This is a genomic window from Croceibacterium aestuarii, assembly GCF_030657335.1.
GTDB classification, from domain to species: domain Bacteria; phylum Pseudomonadota; class Alphaproteobacteria; order Sphingomonadales; family Sphingomonadaceae; genus Croceibacterium_B; species Croceibacterium_B aestuarii.
Genome location: NZ_CP131039.1, coordinates 2,936,268 through 2,950,895 on the forward strand (window position 1 = coordinate 2,936,268; position 14,628 = coordinate 2,950,895).

Consider the following 14,628-nt stretch of genomic DNA (forward strand, 5'->3'; position numbering starts at 1 on the left):
GCTAGGTGCGAACGGCCTTTGCCACCTTGTCGAGGACGCCGTTGACGAACTTCGCCTCGCGCTCGTCGAAGAATGCATGGGCAACGTCGACGTATTCGCTGATCGCCGTTCCGACAGGAACGTCGGCACGGGCCAGCAACTCGTAGGACCCGGCGCGCAGGATCTGCAGCAGCGTGCGGTCGAGCCGGGCGAGGCTCCAGCCCTCGGCCAGCCGTTCTTCCAGCAGTGCATCAATCTCGTCGCTGCGGGCCAGCGTGCCGCTGACCAGATCGTCGAAGAAATCGACGTCGGCCTCGGCATATTGGTCCCCGTCGATTGCGCGGCCGAGGCGGTGTTGGTGGAACTCGTTGAGCAGCCTGGCCGGAGCCGTGCCTTCCATGCGCTGCTGGTACAACGCCTGCACCGCAGCAAGGCGGGCGGCGGAACGGGACTGCGCGCGACCGCTCATGCGAGCCTCAACTTGACCGAATTGGCGTGCGCCGGTAGCCCTTCGGCCTCGGCCAGGGCGATTGCCGCCGGGCCGATCGCTGCGAGGCCGGCCTCGCCCATCTGGATGAAACTGGTGCGCTTCATGAAATCGAGCACCGAGAGCCCGCTGGCGAACCGCGCGCGGCGTCCGGTGGGCAGGACGTGGTTCGGACCTGCGACATAATCGCCAACCGCTTCTGGCGTAAGCCGGCCGAAGAACACGCTGCCGGCATGGCGCAGCTCGGCAAACATGGCTTCGGGGTCCTCGATCGCAAGCTCGACGTGCTCGGCGGCGAGACGGTTGGCCAGCGCAGGAGCTTCGGCCATGTCGCCGACCACGATCATGACGCCGTACTCGTCCCAGCTCGACCGGGCGATACGGTTCGTCGAAAGCATGGCGCACTGCACGTCGATCCGGTCCTCGACCTGTTCGGCGAACTCGGCGTCGTCGGTGATCAGGATCGACTGGCTCGAGGGATCGTGCTCGGCCTGGCTAAGCAGGTCGGCGGCGATCCAGTCGGCATCGTTCCTGCCGTCGGCGATAACCAGGATCTCGCTCGGCCCCGCGACCATGTCGATCCCGACGCGGCCGTAGAGCTGGCGCTTGGCTTCGGCGACGTAGGCGTTTCCGGGACCGGTGATGACGTCGACGGGCGGTATGCGGTCGGTGCCGTAAGCCAGCGCCGCCACCGCTTGGGCGCCGCCGACACGCCAGATTTCCTCGATCCCGGCGAGATGCGCGGCAGCCAGGACCAGCGGATTGATCTCGCCCCTCGGGGTCGGCGTCGCGACGACGAGCCGTTCGACCCCGGCGACCTTTGCCGGGATGGCGTTCATCAGTAGCGAGGAAGGATAGGCGGCGCGCCCCCCCGGCACATAGAGCCCCGCAGCGTCGACCGGCCGCCACTTGGCGCCGAGCCGCACGCCGACATCGTCGGTGTAGTCGCGGCCTGCGGGAAGCTGCACTTCGTGATAAGCGCGGATCCGCGCGGCAGCGAGCTCGAGCGCATCGCGCAGCTTGCCGTCGAGCGCCTTGAACGCCGCTTCGCACTCCTCCGGGGCAATGCGCCAGGTCGCGTCCTCGTCGGTCAGGAAATAGTTGTCGTAGCGCGCCGACAGTTCCTTGAGCGCCTCGTCGCCGCGGCTGCGGACCTTGTCGAGGATTTCCGCGACGGTTCGCTCGACGTTCTCGCCGCTCTCGCGCCGGTCCTCGACCAGCCGCTCGAACTTCTTCGCAAACTCGGCATCGGCGGTATTGAGACGGAGCATCAAGCCGCCTCGGCCCCGGCCTGCGCCTGGGTGCGGAACGTTTCCACCAGCGCCGCGACCCGGGGATCGGTCTTGAGCGCAGCGCGGTTGACGATCAGGCGAGCCGAGATGTCCATGATCGTCTCCATCTCTACCAGCCCGTTGTCCTTCAGCGTGCGCCCGGTCGAGACGAGATCGACGATCTGCCCGGCCAGCCCGAGCCCCGGCGCCAGTTCCATCGCGCCGTTGAGCTTGATGCATTCCGCCTGCACGCCCTTGGTTTCGAACCAGCGCTTGGTCAGGTTGGGATACTTCGTTGCCACGCGGATGTGGCTGGCGTTGCCCGGCGCGTAGCGGGCGGCATCCTTGGGCGCGGCAAGCGCCAGTCGGCAGTGTCCGATATCGAGATCGACCGGCGCATAGAGCTCGGAAAACTCGAATTCCTCGATCACGTCGGAACCGACGATTCCCGCCTGCGCCGCACCGAAGGCCACGAAGGTGGCGACATCGAAGGCACGCACCCGGATGAGTCTTGCGCCGCCGCCCTCGCAAGCGAAGGATAGAGCGCGGTTCCCCTTGTCGTGGAACGCACTTTCCGGCACGAGGCCGGCGCGCGCCATCACGGGCAGCGCCTCGTCGAGAATGCGCCCCTTGGGCACGGCGAAGGTCAGCGGTTCGGCCATCGAGGGCGCAGATAGAGAGCGGCACGGGAAAGGGCAACGCCAATGGCCGACAAGCCGGTTATGGAAATTGCCGATGTGCGTGAGGCGATCGATTGGCAGGCGACGCACTGCGAAAAGGCGGGGGCACCCTGCGCCGGCCGCGTGATCCGTGCCGAGCTGGCAATCCTCGACACCGAAACCGCCACAGCGCGGCGCATGGCCAACTGGCAGGGACTGTCGCTCGCCGACGCCATGCCTCTGCGCGTTGCGGCCGGCCTGCATTGGCTGTTCCTGACCGGCGAGGACCGGCGGCTCGAACCCGTCTATGCCGGCTTGCTGACCGATCAGAAGGCGATCGATGCCATCGTTGCCGACATTGCGGACAGGTTCGATGCCCGGCTGATGCCGTGGCTCGACGGCCCGCCGCAGACCAACGAAGCCGGCCGTTCGGCCAGCGTCATGGCCGGTCTGTTGTGGCTTTCGGGCAAGCTAGGGCCAAAGTTCGAACTCAACGAGATCGGCGCCAGTGCGGGCGTAAACACGATGATGGGCCGCTATCGCTACGATCTCGGCGGGACCACGGCCGGGCCGGGCCTCTCGCGGATGAAGATCGCGCCTGAATGGCGCGGGCCACCGCCGCCGCAGAACCCGGTCGAGATCGTCGATGTCCGAGGCTGCGACCTGACTCCGATCGACCTCACCGACCCCGACCAGGCGCTGCGCCTCAAAGCCTACGTCTGGGCCGATGCCACCGAGCGCATGACGCGGCTCGACACCGCGATCGCCATGGCCCGGCAGGCCGCGCCCGACCTCGTGCGGCAGGATGCAGCGGACTTCGTGCGCGAGATGCTCGCCCGGCCGCAGCAAGACGGCGTCACCCGTGTGCTGTTCCATACCGTGATGTGGCAGTACCTGCCCGATACATCGAAGCAGGCGATCAGCGAGATGATGGAGACGGCGGGTGCCGAGGCCGATTCGAATCGGCCGCTCGCGTGGCTCTCGCTCGAAACCAACCGTGCAACCTTCGCGCACGAATTGCGCGTCAGGTACTGGCCGGGCGGCGAAGAGGCCGTTCATCTGACTTCGGCCCATCCGCACGGTGCGTGGGTCGAATGGCTCGGCGGCTGAGCCGAACTATTTGATCCAGAACGGTTTGGGGACCGGCTTGGCCCTGCGCATTCCGCGTGCGATGCGGCGCTGGTAACGGGCGTACCGGACCGTCATTACGGCAACGGCAACGACCGCGAAAACCAGCATGACGAGGAGCATCGCCGCAATTTCGTAACGCGTCATGAGCCGTCTCTCACATTTCGGCCTCAATCGTTAACGTCGATTTACCATACGATGCCGCATTGCAGCAAGGGCGTTCGGACCACCTGCTTATGGCCGAAGAAACGCTTCCATGGCCGCGTTGACCGCATCGGGTGCTTCCCACGGAACAAAATGCCCGGACCCAGGAATCTCGGCGACCGTCAGGTCCGACACCTGCTCGTTCAGTCCGGCTAGGTTAGACGGCGGCAATGCCTCGTCCTCCATCGCCCAGATTACCAACGTCGGAATAGTGATACGCGGCAGCGATGGCACGGCGAAATCCGCCGGCAGCGCGTAGGGCGCATCGAGCGGCGGCACGACGATCTGGCTGGCGCGGTACCAATTGAGCATGGCGAAAGCGCGCGCCGGGTCGGCCCATTCGGCGATCAGCGCGGCGCGCTCCGCGTCGGGCCAGGGCGTGGGCCGCTTCCAGTCGAGCGCTTTCGTTAGCACGGGAGCGAGTCCGTACTCGCGCACCAAGGGATCGTTGCCCGGGTCGCGGAAGACGCGCATGTACTGGCTCGCCTTGCGCTGGACGGGATCGAGCCAGAGCAGCTTCTGGAAGACCTCGGCATGCGGCGCATTGGCAATCACTGCGCGCTCGACGCGGGTGCCCTGCCCCAGCGCGGCGACGATCCAGGCGATCGCCCCGCCCCAATCGTGACCGACCACAGTGAACTTGCCGATCCCCAGCGCATCGGCCAACTGGAACACATCACCGACCAGCTTGTCGGCCGTGTATTCGCCGACCTCCTGCGGTTGGTCAGAACCGCCGAAGCCGCGCTGGTCGGGCGCAATGCAACGGAAGCGATCCGAAAAATGCGCGACCTGATGTCGCCATGTGCGGTGGTTTTCGGGGAAGCCGTGGAGGAACAGGAGCACCGGCGCACCGCGCGGGCCGGTGTCCTCGACCGCGAGCGCCACGCCCGAGGCAAGCTCGACGCGCTCCATCAGGGATAGCTGACAGTCAGAGGCTTTTCGGGCAGCGGAATGAACTCGGCCTCGTCTCCCGGGACCTTGCCGAAGCGGCCGTCGCGCCAATCGGCCTTGGCCTGCTCGATCCGCTCGCGGCTGGAAGCGACGAAGTTCCACCACACATGTCGCCGCTCGGGGAAAGCCTCGCCGCCGAGCAGCATGGCGCGCCCGCCCTTATCAGAACGCAGCGTCATCGCCTCGCCGGGTTTGAGCACATAGAGCGTGTAGAGTTCGAGCGGCTGGCCATCGAGGCTGCCCTCGCCGCCAACCAGCATGACCGCGCGTTCGTCCGCTTCGGCTTCGATCGGAATCTTCCCACCCTCGGCGAGCACGATCTCGGCATAGATGGTCTCGGCGTAACAGGTAGTCTTGGCCGTCTCGCCCCACAGGCCGCCCATGATAATCCGCGCTTCGACTCCGCCATCGGAAACCAGCGGTAGATCGCCGACCGCCTCGAACGCCGGGTCGATCTCTTCCCTGCCGTCGGGCAGCGCGAGCCAGGTCTGCATGCCGTAGAGCCTTGGGCCGGCTTTGCGCTCATCCAGTGGGCTGCGCTCGGAATGGACGATGCCCTTGCCGGCGGTCATCAAGTTCACCGTGCCGGGATGGATCGTCGAGTAGGTGCCGAGGCTGTCGCGGTGGTCGATCGCGCCCTCGAACAGCCAGGTCACTGTGGCGAGGCAGATGTGCGGGTGCGGCCGCACGTCCATGCCCGAGCCGAGATCGAGCTGCGCCGGGCCGAACTGATCGACGAACACGAACGGGCCGACCATGCGGCACTCGGCGCTCGGCACCGCGCGCCGCACCGTGAAGCTGCCGAGATCGTGGCTGACCGGAGTGACGGCCTTGGTGATGCTCATTGCTCGTCGAGCTCCTCGTAGTGCCGGAAGATGCCGTCCTCGTTGAAATCCATCCGCCGCTCGCTGGCAAGGTAATCCGCCACGCCGTCGATCTCCGGTACCGCGGCCTGCAGCCCTTCGAGGTTGGCCCACGTGCCTTGCATCTTCCTCATGTACTTTGGAAACATGTAGTCGAGCCCTTCCATGACCTGGAACAGGCTGGTGTCGACATGGGTCCACTGCTGGCCGAGCGAGTATGGGCCGCCGTGCACCGCCAGGGCGTTGTCGAAATGGATCAGGAACTTGGGGATGCGGTTGGCGCGGAAGTCCTGCGCACGTTCGAACGCGGCGTCCATCTGGTCGGCGTAGTAGAGGCTGCTCGCGATCGGGTGGTGGACCGAATGCACTTCGGCGACGAAGTCGGTGATGTCGAGCTGGAGCTGGATCAGCTGCAGGTCGGTTTCGAGTTCGCCCGATCCGAGGCCGTACTTGTCGGTCAGGTAGGCGAGAACGTGCGCCACTTGGCCGATGCACAGGTCTCCATCAACGATGTAGGGCGGCGCGAACGGGCGAATGCCTTCGAGCGCGTGCATATGTTCGACCAGCGCGTCGGCTCCCTGCTCGCGCGCCATGTCTTCGTATTCGATTTCGGCGCCTTCCATGAACAGGCGCACGAACTCGCCGCGGCCGGGGATTTCGGGCCAGTACCACAGCTCGATGCTCACGCGGCCTCTCCCGGGGCGAGCGCGCGGATCGCCAGGGCGTGCACCCGCCGGCCGGGAATGTCGCCGAGCGCGCGGTTGACCATGCGCTGGCGGTCGAGCCGGGACTTGCCGGCGAACGCTTCGCTTTCGATCACCACCGAAAAGTGCGATTCGCCGCTGCCGTCGTCACCGGCGTGGCCGTGGTGCCTGGCGCTGTCGTTGGTCACCGCAAGGTGCGAAGGCGCGAAGGCTTCGCGCAGCAGGTTTTCGATTTCTTGTGCAAGCGGTCCGGCCAACGGGGGTTCCTTTCTGGGGCGAGTCTCCCCATCCTATAGCGGATGCGCAGCCAAAGGTTCCACGGGCGGTTCGAAGATAGCGGTAGGTCATGCGAGGCGCCGGGATGCGACGAGGCCGGCGAATTCCGCGCGCCCGGTTCGCGCGGCGCCGGCTTCGACGGACCCGGCGACTGGCGCTGGTTCTGTCTCGACCATGTGCGCGAGTTCAACGCCGGCTACGACTGGTTCGAGGGCATGAGCGCCGACGAGATCTACGCCGCGCAGTCGCCTGCGGCCGGCTGGCGCACCGAGACTAAGGCTTTCCGCGCCGATGCCGGAGTCGACGGCGTGCCGCGCTGGGCCGACTTCGACGATCCGCTCGACGCCATCGGCGCACGGGCTCGCGACTTGAAGGCGCGGGCCGGCGGGCGGGCGAAGGGGCACGCCGAGTTCGCCCGCTTCACGCCGCGCGAACGCGAGGCGCTCGGCGTGATGGGCCTCGACCCACAGGCCGACCGCACCAGCCTGCGTCGGCGCTATTCCGAGCTGGTCCGGCGCTACCACCCGGACCGCAACGGCGGAGACCGGAGCCACGAGGCGAGCCTGCAGCGTGTCGTCGAGGCCTACCAGTTGCTGCGCGGGGCGGCGGCCTTCGCCTGACGCCTATGCAGAAGGCTCGAGGAAACCCCGGACCTCGAGCCAGAGCATGAAGGCGTCGAACCAGCCGGGGCTGGTCGTGCCTTGCCTGCCGAGCCCGAACCCGTGGCCGCCGTGCTCGTACATGTGGAACTCAACCGGCTTGCCGGCCGCCTGCCACGCATCGAGCAGGCCGAAGCCCTTGTGCCCGAAAAGCGGGTCATCCGAGGCGATCACCGCGAACATCGGCGGCGCATCGGCGGGGACGCTGACGGCTTCCATCGAGCCGTAGATCGGGCCGATGAAGGCCGGATTCACCTCGGGAGCGGCGAGCGTGGTGACCATCGTCGTCATGGCCCCGGCGGAAAAGCCGATCATGCCGACGCGCGAGGGATCGACATGCCACTCCGCCGCGCGCGAACGCACGAGGGCATAGGCCGCCTTGGCATCGGCGATCTGGTCGCCGAGCCCCGCGATCGCTTCGTCCGGGCTGAGCCGCGAATCCGCCGATCCGACGTCGCTCATCCGTGCGGCGACGTCCTTTTCGAACTGGGCCAGCGAGGGAGCGGTGGGCTTGAGGCGATACTTGAGCACGAAGGCGGCAATGCCGCGGTCGGCGAGCGCGCGGGCGACCTTGAATCCCTCGTTGTCCATCGACAGCAGCATGAAGGCTCCGCCCGGGGCCACGATCACCGCGGTCCCGTTGGCCTTGGCCGGATCGGGCAGGACGGGAGTGAGCGTGGCGCTGACGACATTGCGGGCGAAACGGTTGCCGTCAGGTTCCCGGTACCAGGATTCGCCGGCCTGCGAGCCATCGACCCCTCCGGTGCCGAGCGGGATTTCCCCGGCGATGGCAGGCGTTTCGATGGCGATCATCTTGCTGTCCTGCGCCGCTGCCGGAACGGCAAGCGACAGTACGAGACCTGCAAGGCTGCACAAGAGCTTGCGAAAACCGCTGCCATACATCCACCCACTCCCTTTGCGCGCGTTGCTACGGAGCCAGCGAGACAGGGTCAATCGGCTGCGCGGGGTGCGCGGCCGAACCAGCTCAGCCCTCTCCCTGCAGGGTCTGCATTTCCGCCGTGTCGATGCGCTTGCCCTCCTGGTAGGCGGGCCGGGCGCGGCAGCGTTCGGCGTAGGCCTTGAGCGCAGTCCGTTCGGGCATGGTGCCGAACTGCAGGCCCCAGTCGACCGCCGAGCCGACATAGACGTCGGACATGGTGAAACGGCTTCCGCACACGTAATCGTGGTCGGCGAACCAGCCATCGAGGGCGTCGATCGTGCGATCGAAGCTGCCGAAGCCGACCGTCATTTCCTGCCTGTCGGTCGGGTTCCAGCCCATCGCCTTGCTGGTCACCGCCTGTTCGACCGGCCCGGCGGCGAACAGCAGCCAGCGAAAATAGTCGCCCTGTTCCTGCCCCGTCGGAAGCAGGCCCGCATCGCGATGGGTCAAGGCAAGGTAATGGCAGATAGCCGCCGCTTCCGTCACCACCTGATCTTTTCCGTCGAGGTGGTGGATGATGGTCGGAAGCTTCTGCATGGGGTTGGCGGCGACAAAGGCGGCAGGCTTGTCGTCCCAGCGCACGAGCACCGGATCGTAATCCGCCCCGACCTCGTGCAGCGCCCAGCGCGCGATCTGCGCCCGGCTCATCGGATTGTAGAAGAAGGTGAAGGCGGCCATCGTCGAATCTCCCCAGAACACTTCGCAGAACATTACGGGAACATACCGCTGCGGTCAACGTGATGACGTGGACCGCGCAACGGAGTTTTGAAAACTGTGGCTTTCGCCATACGCCACGGTTTTCATGGCGATTTCTCTCCAATTCCCGAGCCCCTGTGTGGCTTTTGCCCAATCACGCCCGCCGCTGCCTTCGCCTCGCTTCGCAAACCGGTGCCAACAAGCATCTCGGCTTCGTGTAGGACAGCGATTTTTTCAGTCGCGGTCGGGCGCACCGGGCGGAAAGAAGGCGCGGTAAGGCCGCGCCTCCTCGACGCAGCGCGCCACCGGCTCCAGCGCCAGCAATTCGGCGCGCAACGCCGCGAGCCGCGGCCGGTCGGCGGTGATCGGCTCGATCCAGTCGGCATAGAACAGGCTTGGCGCGGCGGCGCAGGTCACGAGGCTGACGTGCGGCGGCAGCCGGTTGGCCTCGAGCCAGCCCTCCAGCCAATCGTAGGCCTGGCGCAACCGCGTCCTCGCCGCTTCCTGTTCGGCCGGGTCCGGCGTTTCGCGCAGGCCCTGTTCGGGGCGGTCGCGGCTGACGAACCAGGTGGAAACGAACCGCTGCATGTTGCCCATCACGTAGTTGTCGAACACCCGGTCCAACATCCGCGCGACGACGGCTTCGGCCGGATCGGCCGGTATCAGCGGCGCCGCGCCGGGGTGTCGGACGGCGAGGTGTTCGACGATGCTCGTCGCTTCGACGACGACCTTGCCGTCGTCCACCAGGACCGGGATGTGACCGCCGGGATGGACCTTGCCGCAGAACTGCTGGTGCAACGGCTTGTCGCTGTCCATCCCGACGAAGGTGAACGGCGTGCCGTTGGCATAGAGCGGTATCAGCGCCTTCCAGGTGTAGGACGAAAAAGGGTGGCCATGGAGTTCGAGCATCACCAGGTGCCCTCAGCCATGCGTCGCTGGCGCTCCTGCTCGCGGGCGCTGCCGCTCTGCTCGGGCGCACCTTCCTGCACCGGCGGCAGCGCCCCGCCGGGTTTGTAGGTGGCGATGACCGTGCCTTTGTCGGTGACCGTGCTGCGCACCAGTTCGAGCATCCCGGCGGGCGTTCCCGGGCCGAACAAGCCCTTTCCCGGTCCGACGGTGATCGGCATGATCATCAAAGTGAGTTCGTCGAGCAGCCCCGCCGCGAGCAGCGCGGGATAGATCGTGCCCGAGCCCTGGATGATGATGTCGGGCCCCTCGCCGGCCTTGACCTTCGCGACGTCCTCGACGCCGGCCATGCGGTGGCTGTTGGCCCACTCGAGCGGCTGATCGCCGCGGGTCAGGACGTACTTGTTGGCCCTTGTGAAGGCTTCGCCCATCGGCGCTTCGGGGCCTTCGACATAGGGCCAGTGGGCCGCGAAGATGTCGTAGGTCCGCCGGCCGAGCAGCAGGTCGTAGTCGCGGTCGAAGATGTCGCCGATGGCGGCATCGACGCCTTCGTCCCACACGCGGAAGACCCAGCCGCCGTTGGCAAAGCCGCCGGTGGTGTCCTCGTTCGGTCCGCCCGGGGCCTGGATGACCCCGTCGAGCGTCATGAAGGCCGATCCGATGATCTTGCGGGGCATGGGCTAGTCTCCCGCCAGAGCAGCTTCGATCGCGGCAATATCGATCTTCTGCATTTCAAGCATCGCGGCAAAGCCGCGCTTCTGCGCTTCCTTGTCGGGGTTGTCGTACATGTCGATCAGTATCCGCGGGGTGATCTGCCAGCTGATGCCCCACTTGTCCTTGCACCAGCCGCAGGCGCTTTCCTTGCCGCCGTTGTCGACCACCGCGTTCCACAGCCGGTCGGTCTCTTCCTGCGTATCGGTATAGACCTGGATCGAAAATGCTTCGTCCGGCTGGAAGATCGGGCCGCCGTTGAGGCCGACGCAGGGTATCCCGCAAACGGTGAACTCGACGATCAGCACGTCGCCTTCCTTGCCGGAAGGAAAATCGGCCGGCGCGCGGTGGACCTTGCCCATTTCGCTGTCGGGGAAGGTCGCGGTGTAGAAACGCGCGGCTTCCTCGGCTTCCTTGTCGAACCAGATGCAATTGGCTGCCCTGTGACTCATGGCCTCTCTCCTACTTGCCGACGATACCGATCCGCGCTCCGGCGGGATCGGTCGCCACCATGATCGTGTCGCCGCCGGGCACCTCGTGCGGGCCGTGGACGATCGTGCCGCCGCTGGCCTCGACCGCGTCCCTGGCCGCGGCAATGTCCGCGACGCGCAGGTAGAACAGCCACATCGAGGGCATGCCTGCGGGTTTCATCGAGCCGATCGCGCCGATCCGCACCCCTTCGCACTCGACGAAGCGGTAGGTGTTGTCGCCCGGCATCGGCATCTCGCCGCAATTGCTCCAGCCGAGGAGGGCAGTGTAGAATTCCTCCTGACCGGGCGCGCCATCGGTGTTGAGTTCGTTCCAGGCCACGTGACCCGGCCGGGAAACGTCGAAGACATCGCTCTTTGCGTCGGGGTCGCCTTCCAGCGGGATCGGGTCCATCAGGTAGAAGGGCGCGCCTTGCGGATCGGAGACCATGGCGATGCGCCCGACCGGCAGGTCGGTCGCGGGCATGTGCACCGCGCCGCCACCGGCCTTCACCTCGGCGACCGCTGCATCGACGTCGGCGACGTGGAAGTAGGCGATCCAGCCCGGCTTGCCGCCGTGGTCGATCATGTCCTGGCTCATCTTGAGCAGGCCGCCGAGATTGCCGCCGTCGGGCCGGAATATCATCCGGTAATCCGATCCGCCGGGCGTAACGTTGCCCGCGGCCGGGATCGTCCACCCCCCGACCGCGGCATAGAAATTGGCGACGGCGGCCGGTTCGGGCGTCATCAGTTCGTACCAGATGGGCATGCCGGTCATGGCTCAGTCCCTTCTGAGGGCGACGATCGGGGACCAGGTGCCGACGATCATCCGCTTGCCGTCGAACGGGAAGCTGGTCAGCGAGGTGAAACGCTCGTCCTCATGGACCACCTCGTGCGCCGCATCGGCGGTCGCCTGGTCGGGCCAGAGAATCCAGCTGAAGACGATCTTCTCGCCCTTCTCGGCGGCGACGGCCCGGCGAAAGTCGGTCGCCTTGCCATCGGGCACCTCGAGCTCCCAGCCTTCGAACACCTCGATCGCGCCGTGTTCGATCATCAAGGCGTCGTACCACTGCGCCAGTTCGAGATATTCCTGCTTCTTTCCTTCCGGAACCGGGATCACGTAGCCGTGGATCACCATGGTCTCTCTCCCCTTGTCAGGCGGCAGCGGCGGGCGGCGCGCCCGTGAAATCGTCGATCTGGGCGGCCAGCGCCCGCTGGTAGGCGTCCCGCGCCATGCCGCGCGCATGGTAGGCGGCAAGGTTGGGAAACTCGGCGACGAAGTCGGTCTCGCGCAGGTTGTTGAGCACGGTCACCATCATGATGTCGGCAATGGAGAACTCGCCCGCGAGCCAGTCCTTGTCGCCCAGCGCGTCGGACACGCGCTTGAGCTTCTGCCTGAGCAGCGGCAGCACCGCCTCCTTGGCGCCCTCGGCCCAGTCCTTGCCGGCGTTGAAGACGGCGTAAGCGAAATAGCGCTGAAAGACCGGTTCGACGCTGTTGAGCCCGGCGAAGACCCAGGCGATCGCTTGCCACCGGACCCGTTCGTCCTTCGGCAGCAGGGCATCGTGCTTCTGCGCCAGGTAGAGCAGGATCGCACCGGTCTCGAACAGCTCGAGATCGCCGTCGCGGAAGGCCGGGACCTGTTCGAACGGCTGCCACTGGACGTAGCCCTCGGGCCGCGGCGCGGCGGCGCCGAACTTCTCGACCGCATAGGGCGCGCCGAGTTCCTCGAACGCCCAGCGCACGCGCAAGTCGCGCACGAGGCCCTTGGCGAAGTCGGGCACCCAGTCGAACGCGGTAACGACGGGGGTGGGTTGGCTGGCCATCTGCAATTCTCCCTGCGATCAGATTTCGACGTGTTCGACCGGCATTTCGCCGGCGGCGGCCTTGGGATCCATCCACATGACTTCCCAGATGTGGCCGTCGGGATCCTCGAAGCTGCGGCCGTACATGAAGCCCATGTCCTGCGTCGGCGTGGGATCGCCCGCGCCGCCGGCCGCAGTTGCCTCGGCGACGATGCCGTCCACCGCCTCGCGGCCGTCCATGCTCAGGCACAGCAGCACCTGCGCGCTCTCCTTCGCATTCGGGATCGTCTTGCTGGTGAACGTCTTCCAGAACGGATGCGAGAGCAGCATGACGACGATCGTGTCCGACCAGGCCATCGCAGCGGCGTTCTCGTTGGTGAACTGCGGGTTGTTGGTGAAGCCGAGCGCTTCGTAGAACGCCTGCGACCTGGCCAGGTCAGCGACCGGCAGGTTCACGAAGATCATTTTCGACATGAATTTCTCCCCTTCGACCGACTCGGTGGCGACTCGGCACTTGCGATTTGTGCCTCGATGAGTTACTAAAAGCAACTGTGAAGTTACAAAAAGAAACCACTTCGTCGCAAACCCGGCACGGCAAATGGTATGAGGACGCCTGCGGCACCGCCTTCGCGATGGAACTGGTGGGCGAGCGCTGGTCGCTGCTGGTCGTGCGCGAGTTGATGCTGGGCGGGCGGCGCTTTTCGGAATTGCGCAAGGCGCTCGGCGGGATTTCCGCCAAGGTGCTGACCGAGCGGCTCGAGAGCCTCGAGGCGGCCGGCGCGGTGCGCCGGGCCACTCTGCCCCCGCCGGCCAACGTCCAGGTCTACGAACTCACCGAATGGGGCAAGCTGGCCGAACCGGCAATCCAGGAACTCGGCCGCTGGGCGGCGACAAGCCCGCAGCACGACCCGACCTTGCCGCTCTCACCGGTCTCGCTGATGCTCAGCTTCCGCACGATGCTCGACAAGGCCCGCGCCGCGGAATTCGACGCCGTCGTCGGCTTTGACCTGGCTGGAGAGACCTATCTCGCCAGGCTGAAGGACGGCCAGTTGCCCATCACCCGCGAGGGGATCGGCGAGGCGCAGGTCGTTTTCCGCGCCCCGGCAGCGCCGCTGCTCGCCGCGGTCTTCTACGGCAAGGTCGCGCCGGAGGAACTGGCCGACGCGGGCGTGGTGCTCGAAGGCGACCGCGCGCTGGCGACGCGCTTCGTCGACCTGTTCCACCTGCCGGAGAAAGTCGGCGACTAGCCGCCGAGGCTGGCGAAGACCTGCGTCTCCTCGTCCGCGGCGCGCTGCCAGCCTTCGCGGGCGGCGACCCGGTCGTACCAGGCTGCGAGGCCCGGATATCTGGCCTTGTCGAGCGACCATCCGGCGTAGCCGAGCGTCTTGAGCGTGCAGGCGATGGAGATGTCGGCGATCGAGAAGTCGCCCACCAGCCAGCCTTCGCCCACTTCGCCCTCGAGGTAGGCGAGCGGCTTGGCGACCGCCTCTTCGGCCGCCTGCGCCGCGGCCTCGTCGCCTTCGGTGCCGAAAATCTTCGGCCGCAGGAAGCGGTTGACCACGATCGGCGCGCCCGCCGGGATCAGTACCGTATCGCTGACTTCCTCGAACCAGATCGCCCGCCCGCGCGCCCGCGGCTCGGCGGGAAGCAATGCCGGATCGGGGTGCTTGGCTTCGAGATAGGTGACGATGGCGGTCGAATCGGCGAGACAGAAATCGCCGTCGGACATGGCCGGGATCTTGCTGAACGGGCTGACCTTGAGGAACTCCTCGCTCGGCTGGTTGGGATTGGCCGGGATCAGCTCGTACTCGAGCCCCTTTTCACGTGCCGCGACCACGACCTTGCGAACGAACGGTGACAGCGGAAATCCATAGAGCTTCATAGCGGCGTCTCTTCCTCTCGAATGGCCGAGTTGCTTGTTG

At 66.5% G+C, this 14,628-nt stretch carries 21 protein-coding genes; 3 read left to right on the top strand and 18 right to left on the bottom strand.

Annotated elements, in window-relative coordinates:
* Position 1: 1 nt before the first annotated feature.
* Genes nusB through hisG form a run of 3 tightly spaced genes read right to left on the bottom strand, consistent with a single transcriptional unit; the run spans position 2 to position 2,399 of the window.
* The gene (gene nusB / locus Q7I88_RS14490; RefSeq protein WP_305096617.1) at positions 2–448 is read right to left on the bottom strand and encodes a transcription antitermination factor NusB; all 447 of its coding nucleotides are present in this window, start codon (positions 446–448) and stop codon (positions 2–4) included.
* The gene (gene hisD, locus Q7I88_RS14495; protein WP_305096618.1) at positions 445–1,737 is read right to left on the bottom strand and encodes a histidinol dehydrogenase; all 1,293 of its coding nucleotides are present in this window, start codon (positions 1,735–1,737) and stop codon (positions 445–447) included. Before hisD ends, nusB begins: the two co-directional genes overlap by 4 nt.
* Positions 1,737–2,399, bottom strand: a complete 663-nt coding sequence (gene hisG, locus Q7I88_RS14500; RefSeq protein WP_305096619.1) for an ATP phosphoribosyltransferase — start codon at positions 2,397–2,399, stop codon at positions 1,737–1,739. The genes hisD and hisG overlap by 1 nt, the downstream gene beginning before the upstream one ends.
* Positions 2,400–2,441: 42 nt before the next feature.
* On the opposite strand from hisG, the gene Q7I88_RS14505 reads away from it, so the two are divergent.
* On the top strand, positions 2,442–3,506 hold the full coding sequence (locus Q7I88_RS14505) for a DUF2332 domain-containing protein (protein ID WP_305096620.1): 1,065 nt from the start codon (positions 2,442–2,444) through the stop codon (positions 3,504–3,506).
* Positions 3,507–3,512: 6 nt separating this feature from the next.
* On the opposite strand, the gene Q7I88_RS14510 is transcribed toward Q7I88_RS14505, so the two are convergent.
* The 5 genes from Q7I88_RS14510 to Q7I88_RS14530 all read right to left on the bottom strand — a co-directional run bounded on the left by Q7I88_RS14510 (position 3,513) and on the right by Q7I88_RS14530 (position 6,503).
* A complete protein-coding gene (locus Q7I88_RS14510) occupies positions 3,513–3,671 on the bottom strand; it encodes a hypothetical protein (protein WP_305096621.1) in 159 nt (52 codons plus the stop codon).
* Positions 3,672–3,758: 87 nt separating this feature from the next.
* Positions 3,759–4,640, bottom strand: coding sequence for an alpha/beta fold hydrolase (locus Q7I88_RS14515; protein WP_305096622.1), 882 nt, complete (start codon positions 4,638–4,640; stop codon positions 3,759–3,761).
* Positions 4,640–5,524, bottom strand: a complete 885-nt coding sequence (locus tag Q7I88_RS14520) for a pirin family protein (protein ID WP_305096623.1) — start codon at positions 5,522–5,524, stop codon at positions 4,640–4,642. Before Q7I88_RS14520 ends, Q7I88_RS14515 begins: the two co-directional genes overlap by 1 nt.
* The gene (locus tag Q7I88_RS14525; RefSeq protein ID WP_305096624.1) at positions 5,521–6,228 is read right to left on the bottom strand and encodes a glutathione S-transferase; all 708 of its coding nucleotides are present in this window, start codon (positions 6,226–6,228) and stop codon (positions 5,521–5,523) included. Before Q7I88_RS14525 ends, Q7I88_RS14520 begins: the two co-directional genes overlap by 4 nt.
* The gene (locus Q7I88_RS14530) at positions 6,225–6,503 is read right to left on the bottom strand and encodes a BolA family protein (protein WP_305096625.1); all 279 of its coding nucleotides are present in this window, start codon (positions 6,501–6,503) and stop codon (positions 6,225–6,227) included. Before Q7I88_RS14530 ends, Q7I88_RS14525 begins: the two co-directional genes overlap by 4 nt.
* A gap of 42 nt (positions 6,504–6,545) precedes the next feature.
* Between Q7I88_RS14530 and Q7I88_RS14535 the strand changes: the two genes are divergently transcribed.
* Positions 6,546–7,142, top strand: a complete 597-nt coding sequence (locus Q7I88_RS14535; RefSeq protein ID WP_305096626.1) for a J domain-containing protein — start codon at positions 6,546–6,548, stop codon at positions 7,140–7,142.
* Positions 7,143–7,145: 3 nt separating this feature from the next.
* Here the strand turns inward: Q7I88_RS14535 and Q7I88_RS14540 are convergent, their stop codons facing one another.
* The 9 genes from Q7I88_RS14540 to Q7I88_RS14580 form a co-directional block, all read right to left on the bottom strand.
* Positions 7,146–8,084 carry an alpha/beta hydrolase gene (locus Q7I88_RS14540; protein ID WP_305096627.1) on the bottom strand — a complete coding sequence of 313 codons (939 nt, stop codon included), beginning with the start codon at positions 8,082–8,084 and terminating at the stop codon, positions 7,146–7,148.
* An 82-nt stretch (positions 8,085–8,166) separates the two neighbouring features.
* The gene (locus Q7I88_RS14545; RefSeq protein ID WP_305096628.1) at positions 8,167–8,799 is read right to left on the bottom strand and encodes a glutathione S-transferase family protein; all 633 of its coding nucleotides are present in this window, start codon (positions 8,797–8,799) and stop codon (positions 8,167–8,169) included.
* Positions 8,800–9,051: 252 nt separating this feature from the next.
* A complete protein-coding gene (locus tag Q7I88_RS14550; protein WP_369426067.1) occupies positions 9,052–9,726 on the bottom strand; it encodes a glutathione S-transferase family protein in 675 nt (224 codons plus the stop codon).
* Positions 9,726–10,400 carry a dihydrofolate reductase family protein gene (locus tag Q7I88_RS14555; protein WP_305096630.1) on the bottom strand — a complete coding sequence of 225 codons (675 nt, stop codon included), beginning with the start codon at positions 10,398–10,400 and terminating at the stop codon, positions 9,726–9,728. Before Q7I88_RS14555 ends, Q7I88_RS14550 begins: the two co-directional genes overlap by 1 nt.
* Before the next feature lie 3 nt (positions 10,401–10,403).
* Positions 10,404–10,886 carry a VOC family protein gene (locus Q7I88_RS14560; RefSeq protein ID WP_305096631.1) on the bottom strand — a complete coding sequence of 161 codons (483 nt, stop codon included), beginning with the start codon at positions 10,884–10,886 and terminating at the stop codon, positions 10,404–10,406.
* Between the two features lie 10 nt (positions 10,887–10,896).
* Positions 10,897–11,679 carry a VOC family protein gene (locus Q7I88_RS14565; protein ID WP_305096632.1) on the bottom strand — a complete coding sequence of 261 codons (783 nt, stop codon included), beginning with the start codon at positions 11,677–11,679 and terminating at the stop codon, positions 10,897–10,899.
* 3 nt (positions 11,680–11,682) lie between these two features.
* Positions 11,683–12,039: a DUF1428 domain-containing protein gene (locus tag Q7I88_RS14570; protein ID WP_305096633.1), complete on the bottom strand. Its 357-nt coding sequence runs from the start codon at positions 12,037–12,039 to the stop codon at positions 11,683–11,685.
* Between the two features lie 16 nt (positions 12,040–12,055).
* Positions 12,056–12,727 (bottom strand): glutathione S-transferase family protein, encoded by a 672-nt coding sequence (locus tag Q7I88_RS14575; RefSeq protein WP_305096634.1) that lies wholly within the window; start codon positions 12,725–12,727, stop codon positions 12,056–12,058.
* Between the two features lie 18 nt (positions 12,728–12,745).
* On the bottom strand, positions 12,746–13,180 hold the full coding sequence (locus Q7I88_RS14580) for a VOC family protein (protein WP_305096635.1): 435 nt from the start codon (positions 13,178–13,180) through the stop codon (positions 12,746–12,748).
* Positions 13,181–13,257: 77 nt separating this feature from the next.
* On the opposite strand from Q7I88_RS14580, the gene Q7I88_RS14585 reads away from it, so the two are divergent.
* Positions 13,258–13,953, top strand: a complete 696-nt coding sequence (locus tag Q7I88_RS14585; RefSeq protein ID WP_305096636.1) for a winged helix-turn-helix transcriptional regulator — start codon at positions 13,258–13,260, stop codon at positions 13,951–13,953.
* Here Q7I88_RS14585 and Q7I88_RS14590 read toward each other — a convergent pair.
* Entirely contained in the window at positions 13,950–14,588 is a 639-nt protein-coding gene (locus Q7I88_RS14590) for a glutathione S-transferase family protein (protein WP_305096637.1), read from the bottom strand. The two genes, Q7I88_RS14585 and Q7I88_RS14590, sit on opposite strands and share 4 nt — an antisense overlap.
* Between the last annotated feature and the right edge of the window lie 40 nt (positions 14,589–14,628).

What these genes read in the sequence shown, in the direction of transcription:
- nusB (WP_305096617.1), bottom strand. Translation starts at nt 448, where the DNA reads ATGAGCGGTCGCGCGCAGTCCCGTTCCGCCGCCCGCCTTGCTGCGGTG.
- hisD (WP_305096618.1), bottom strand. Translation starts at nt 1,737, where the DNA reads ATGCTCCGTCTCAATACCGCCGATGCCGAGTTTGCGAAGAAGTTCGAG.
- hisG (WP_305096619.1), bottom strand. Translation starts at nt 2,399, where the DNA reads ATGGCCGAACCGCTGACCTTCGCCGTGCCCAAGGGGCGCATTCTCGAC.
- Q7I88_RS14505 (WP_305096620.1), top strand. Translation starts at nt 2,442, where the DNA reads ATGGCCGACAAGCCGGTTATGGAAATTGCCGATGTGCGTGAGGCGATC.
- Q7I88_RS14510 (WP_305096621.1), bottom strand. Translation starts at nt 3,671, where the DNA reads ATGACGCGTTACGAAATTGCGGCGATGCTCCTCGTCATGCTGGTTTTC.
- Q7I88_RS14515 (WP_305096622.1), bottom strand. Translation starts at nt 4,640, where the DNA reads ATGGAGCGCGTCGAGCTTGCCTCGGGCGTGGCGCTCGCGGTCGAGGAC.
- Q7I88_RS14520 (WP_305096623.1), bottom strand. Translation starts at nt 5,524, where the DNA reads ATGAGCATCACCAAGGCCGTCACTCCGGTCAGCCACGATCTCGGCAGC.
- Q7I88_RS14535 (WP_305096626.1), top strand. Translation starts at nt 6,546, where the DNA reads ATGCGCAGCCAAAGGTTCCACGGGCGGTTCGAAGATAGCGGTAGGTCA.
- Q7I88_RS14540 (WP_305096627.1), bottom strand. Translation starts at nt 8,084, where the DNA reads ATGTATGGCAGCGGTTTTCGCAAGCTCTTGTGCAGCCTTGCAGGTCTC.
- Q7I88_RS14545 (WP_305096628.1), bottom strand. Translation starts at nt 8,799, where the DNA reads ATGGCCGCCTTCACCTTCTTCTACAATCCGATGAGCCGGGCGCAGATC.
- Q7I88_RS14550 (WP_369426067.1), bottom strand. Translation starts at nt 9,726, where the DNA reads ATGCTCGAACTCCATGGCCACCCTTTTTCGTCCTACACCTGGAAGGCG.
- Q7I88_RS14555 (WP_305096630.1), bottom strand. Translation starts at nt 10,400, where the DNA reads ATGCCCCGCAAGATCATCGGATCGGCCTTCATGACGCTCGACGGGGTC.
- Q7I88_RS14560 (WP_305096631.1), bottom strand. Translation starts at nt 10,886, where the DNA reads ATGAGTCACAGGGCAGCCAATTGCATCTGGTTCGACAAGGAAGCCGAG.
- Q7I88_RS14565 (WP_305096632.1), bottom strand. Translation starts at nt 11,679, where the DNA reads ATGACCGGCATGCCCATCTGGTACGAACTGATGACGCCCGAACCGGCC.
- Q7I88_RS14570 (WP_305096633.1), bottom strand. Translation starts at nt 12,039, where the DNA reads ATGGTGATCCACGGCTACGTGATCCCGGTTCCGGAAGGAAAGAAGCAG.
- Q7I88_RS14575 (WP_305096634.1), bottom strand. Translation starts at nt 12,727, where the DNA reads ATGGCCAGCCAACCCACCCCCGTCGTTACCGCGTTCGACTGGGTGCCC.
- Q7I88_RS14580 (WP_305096635.1), bottom strand. Translation starts at nt 13,180, where the DNA reads ATGTCGAAAATGATCTTCGTGAACCTGCCGGTCGCTGACCTGGCCAGG.
- Q7I88_RS14590 (WP_305096637.1), bottom strand. Translation starts at nt 14,588, where the DNA reads ATGAAGCTCTATGGATTTCCGCTGTCACCGTTCGTTCGCAAGGTCGTG.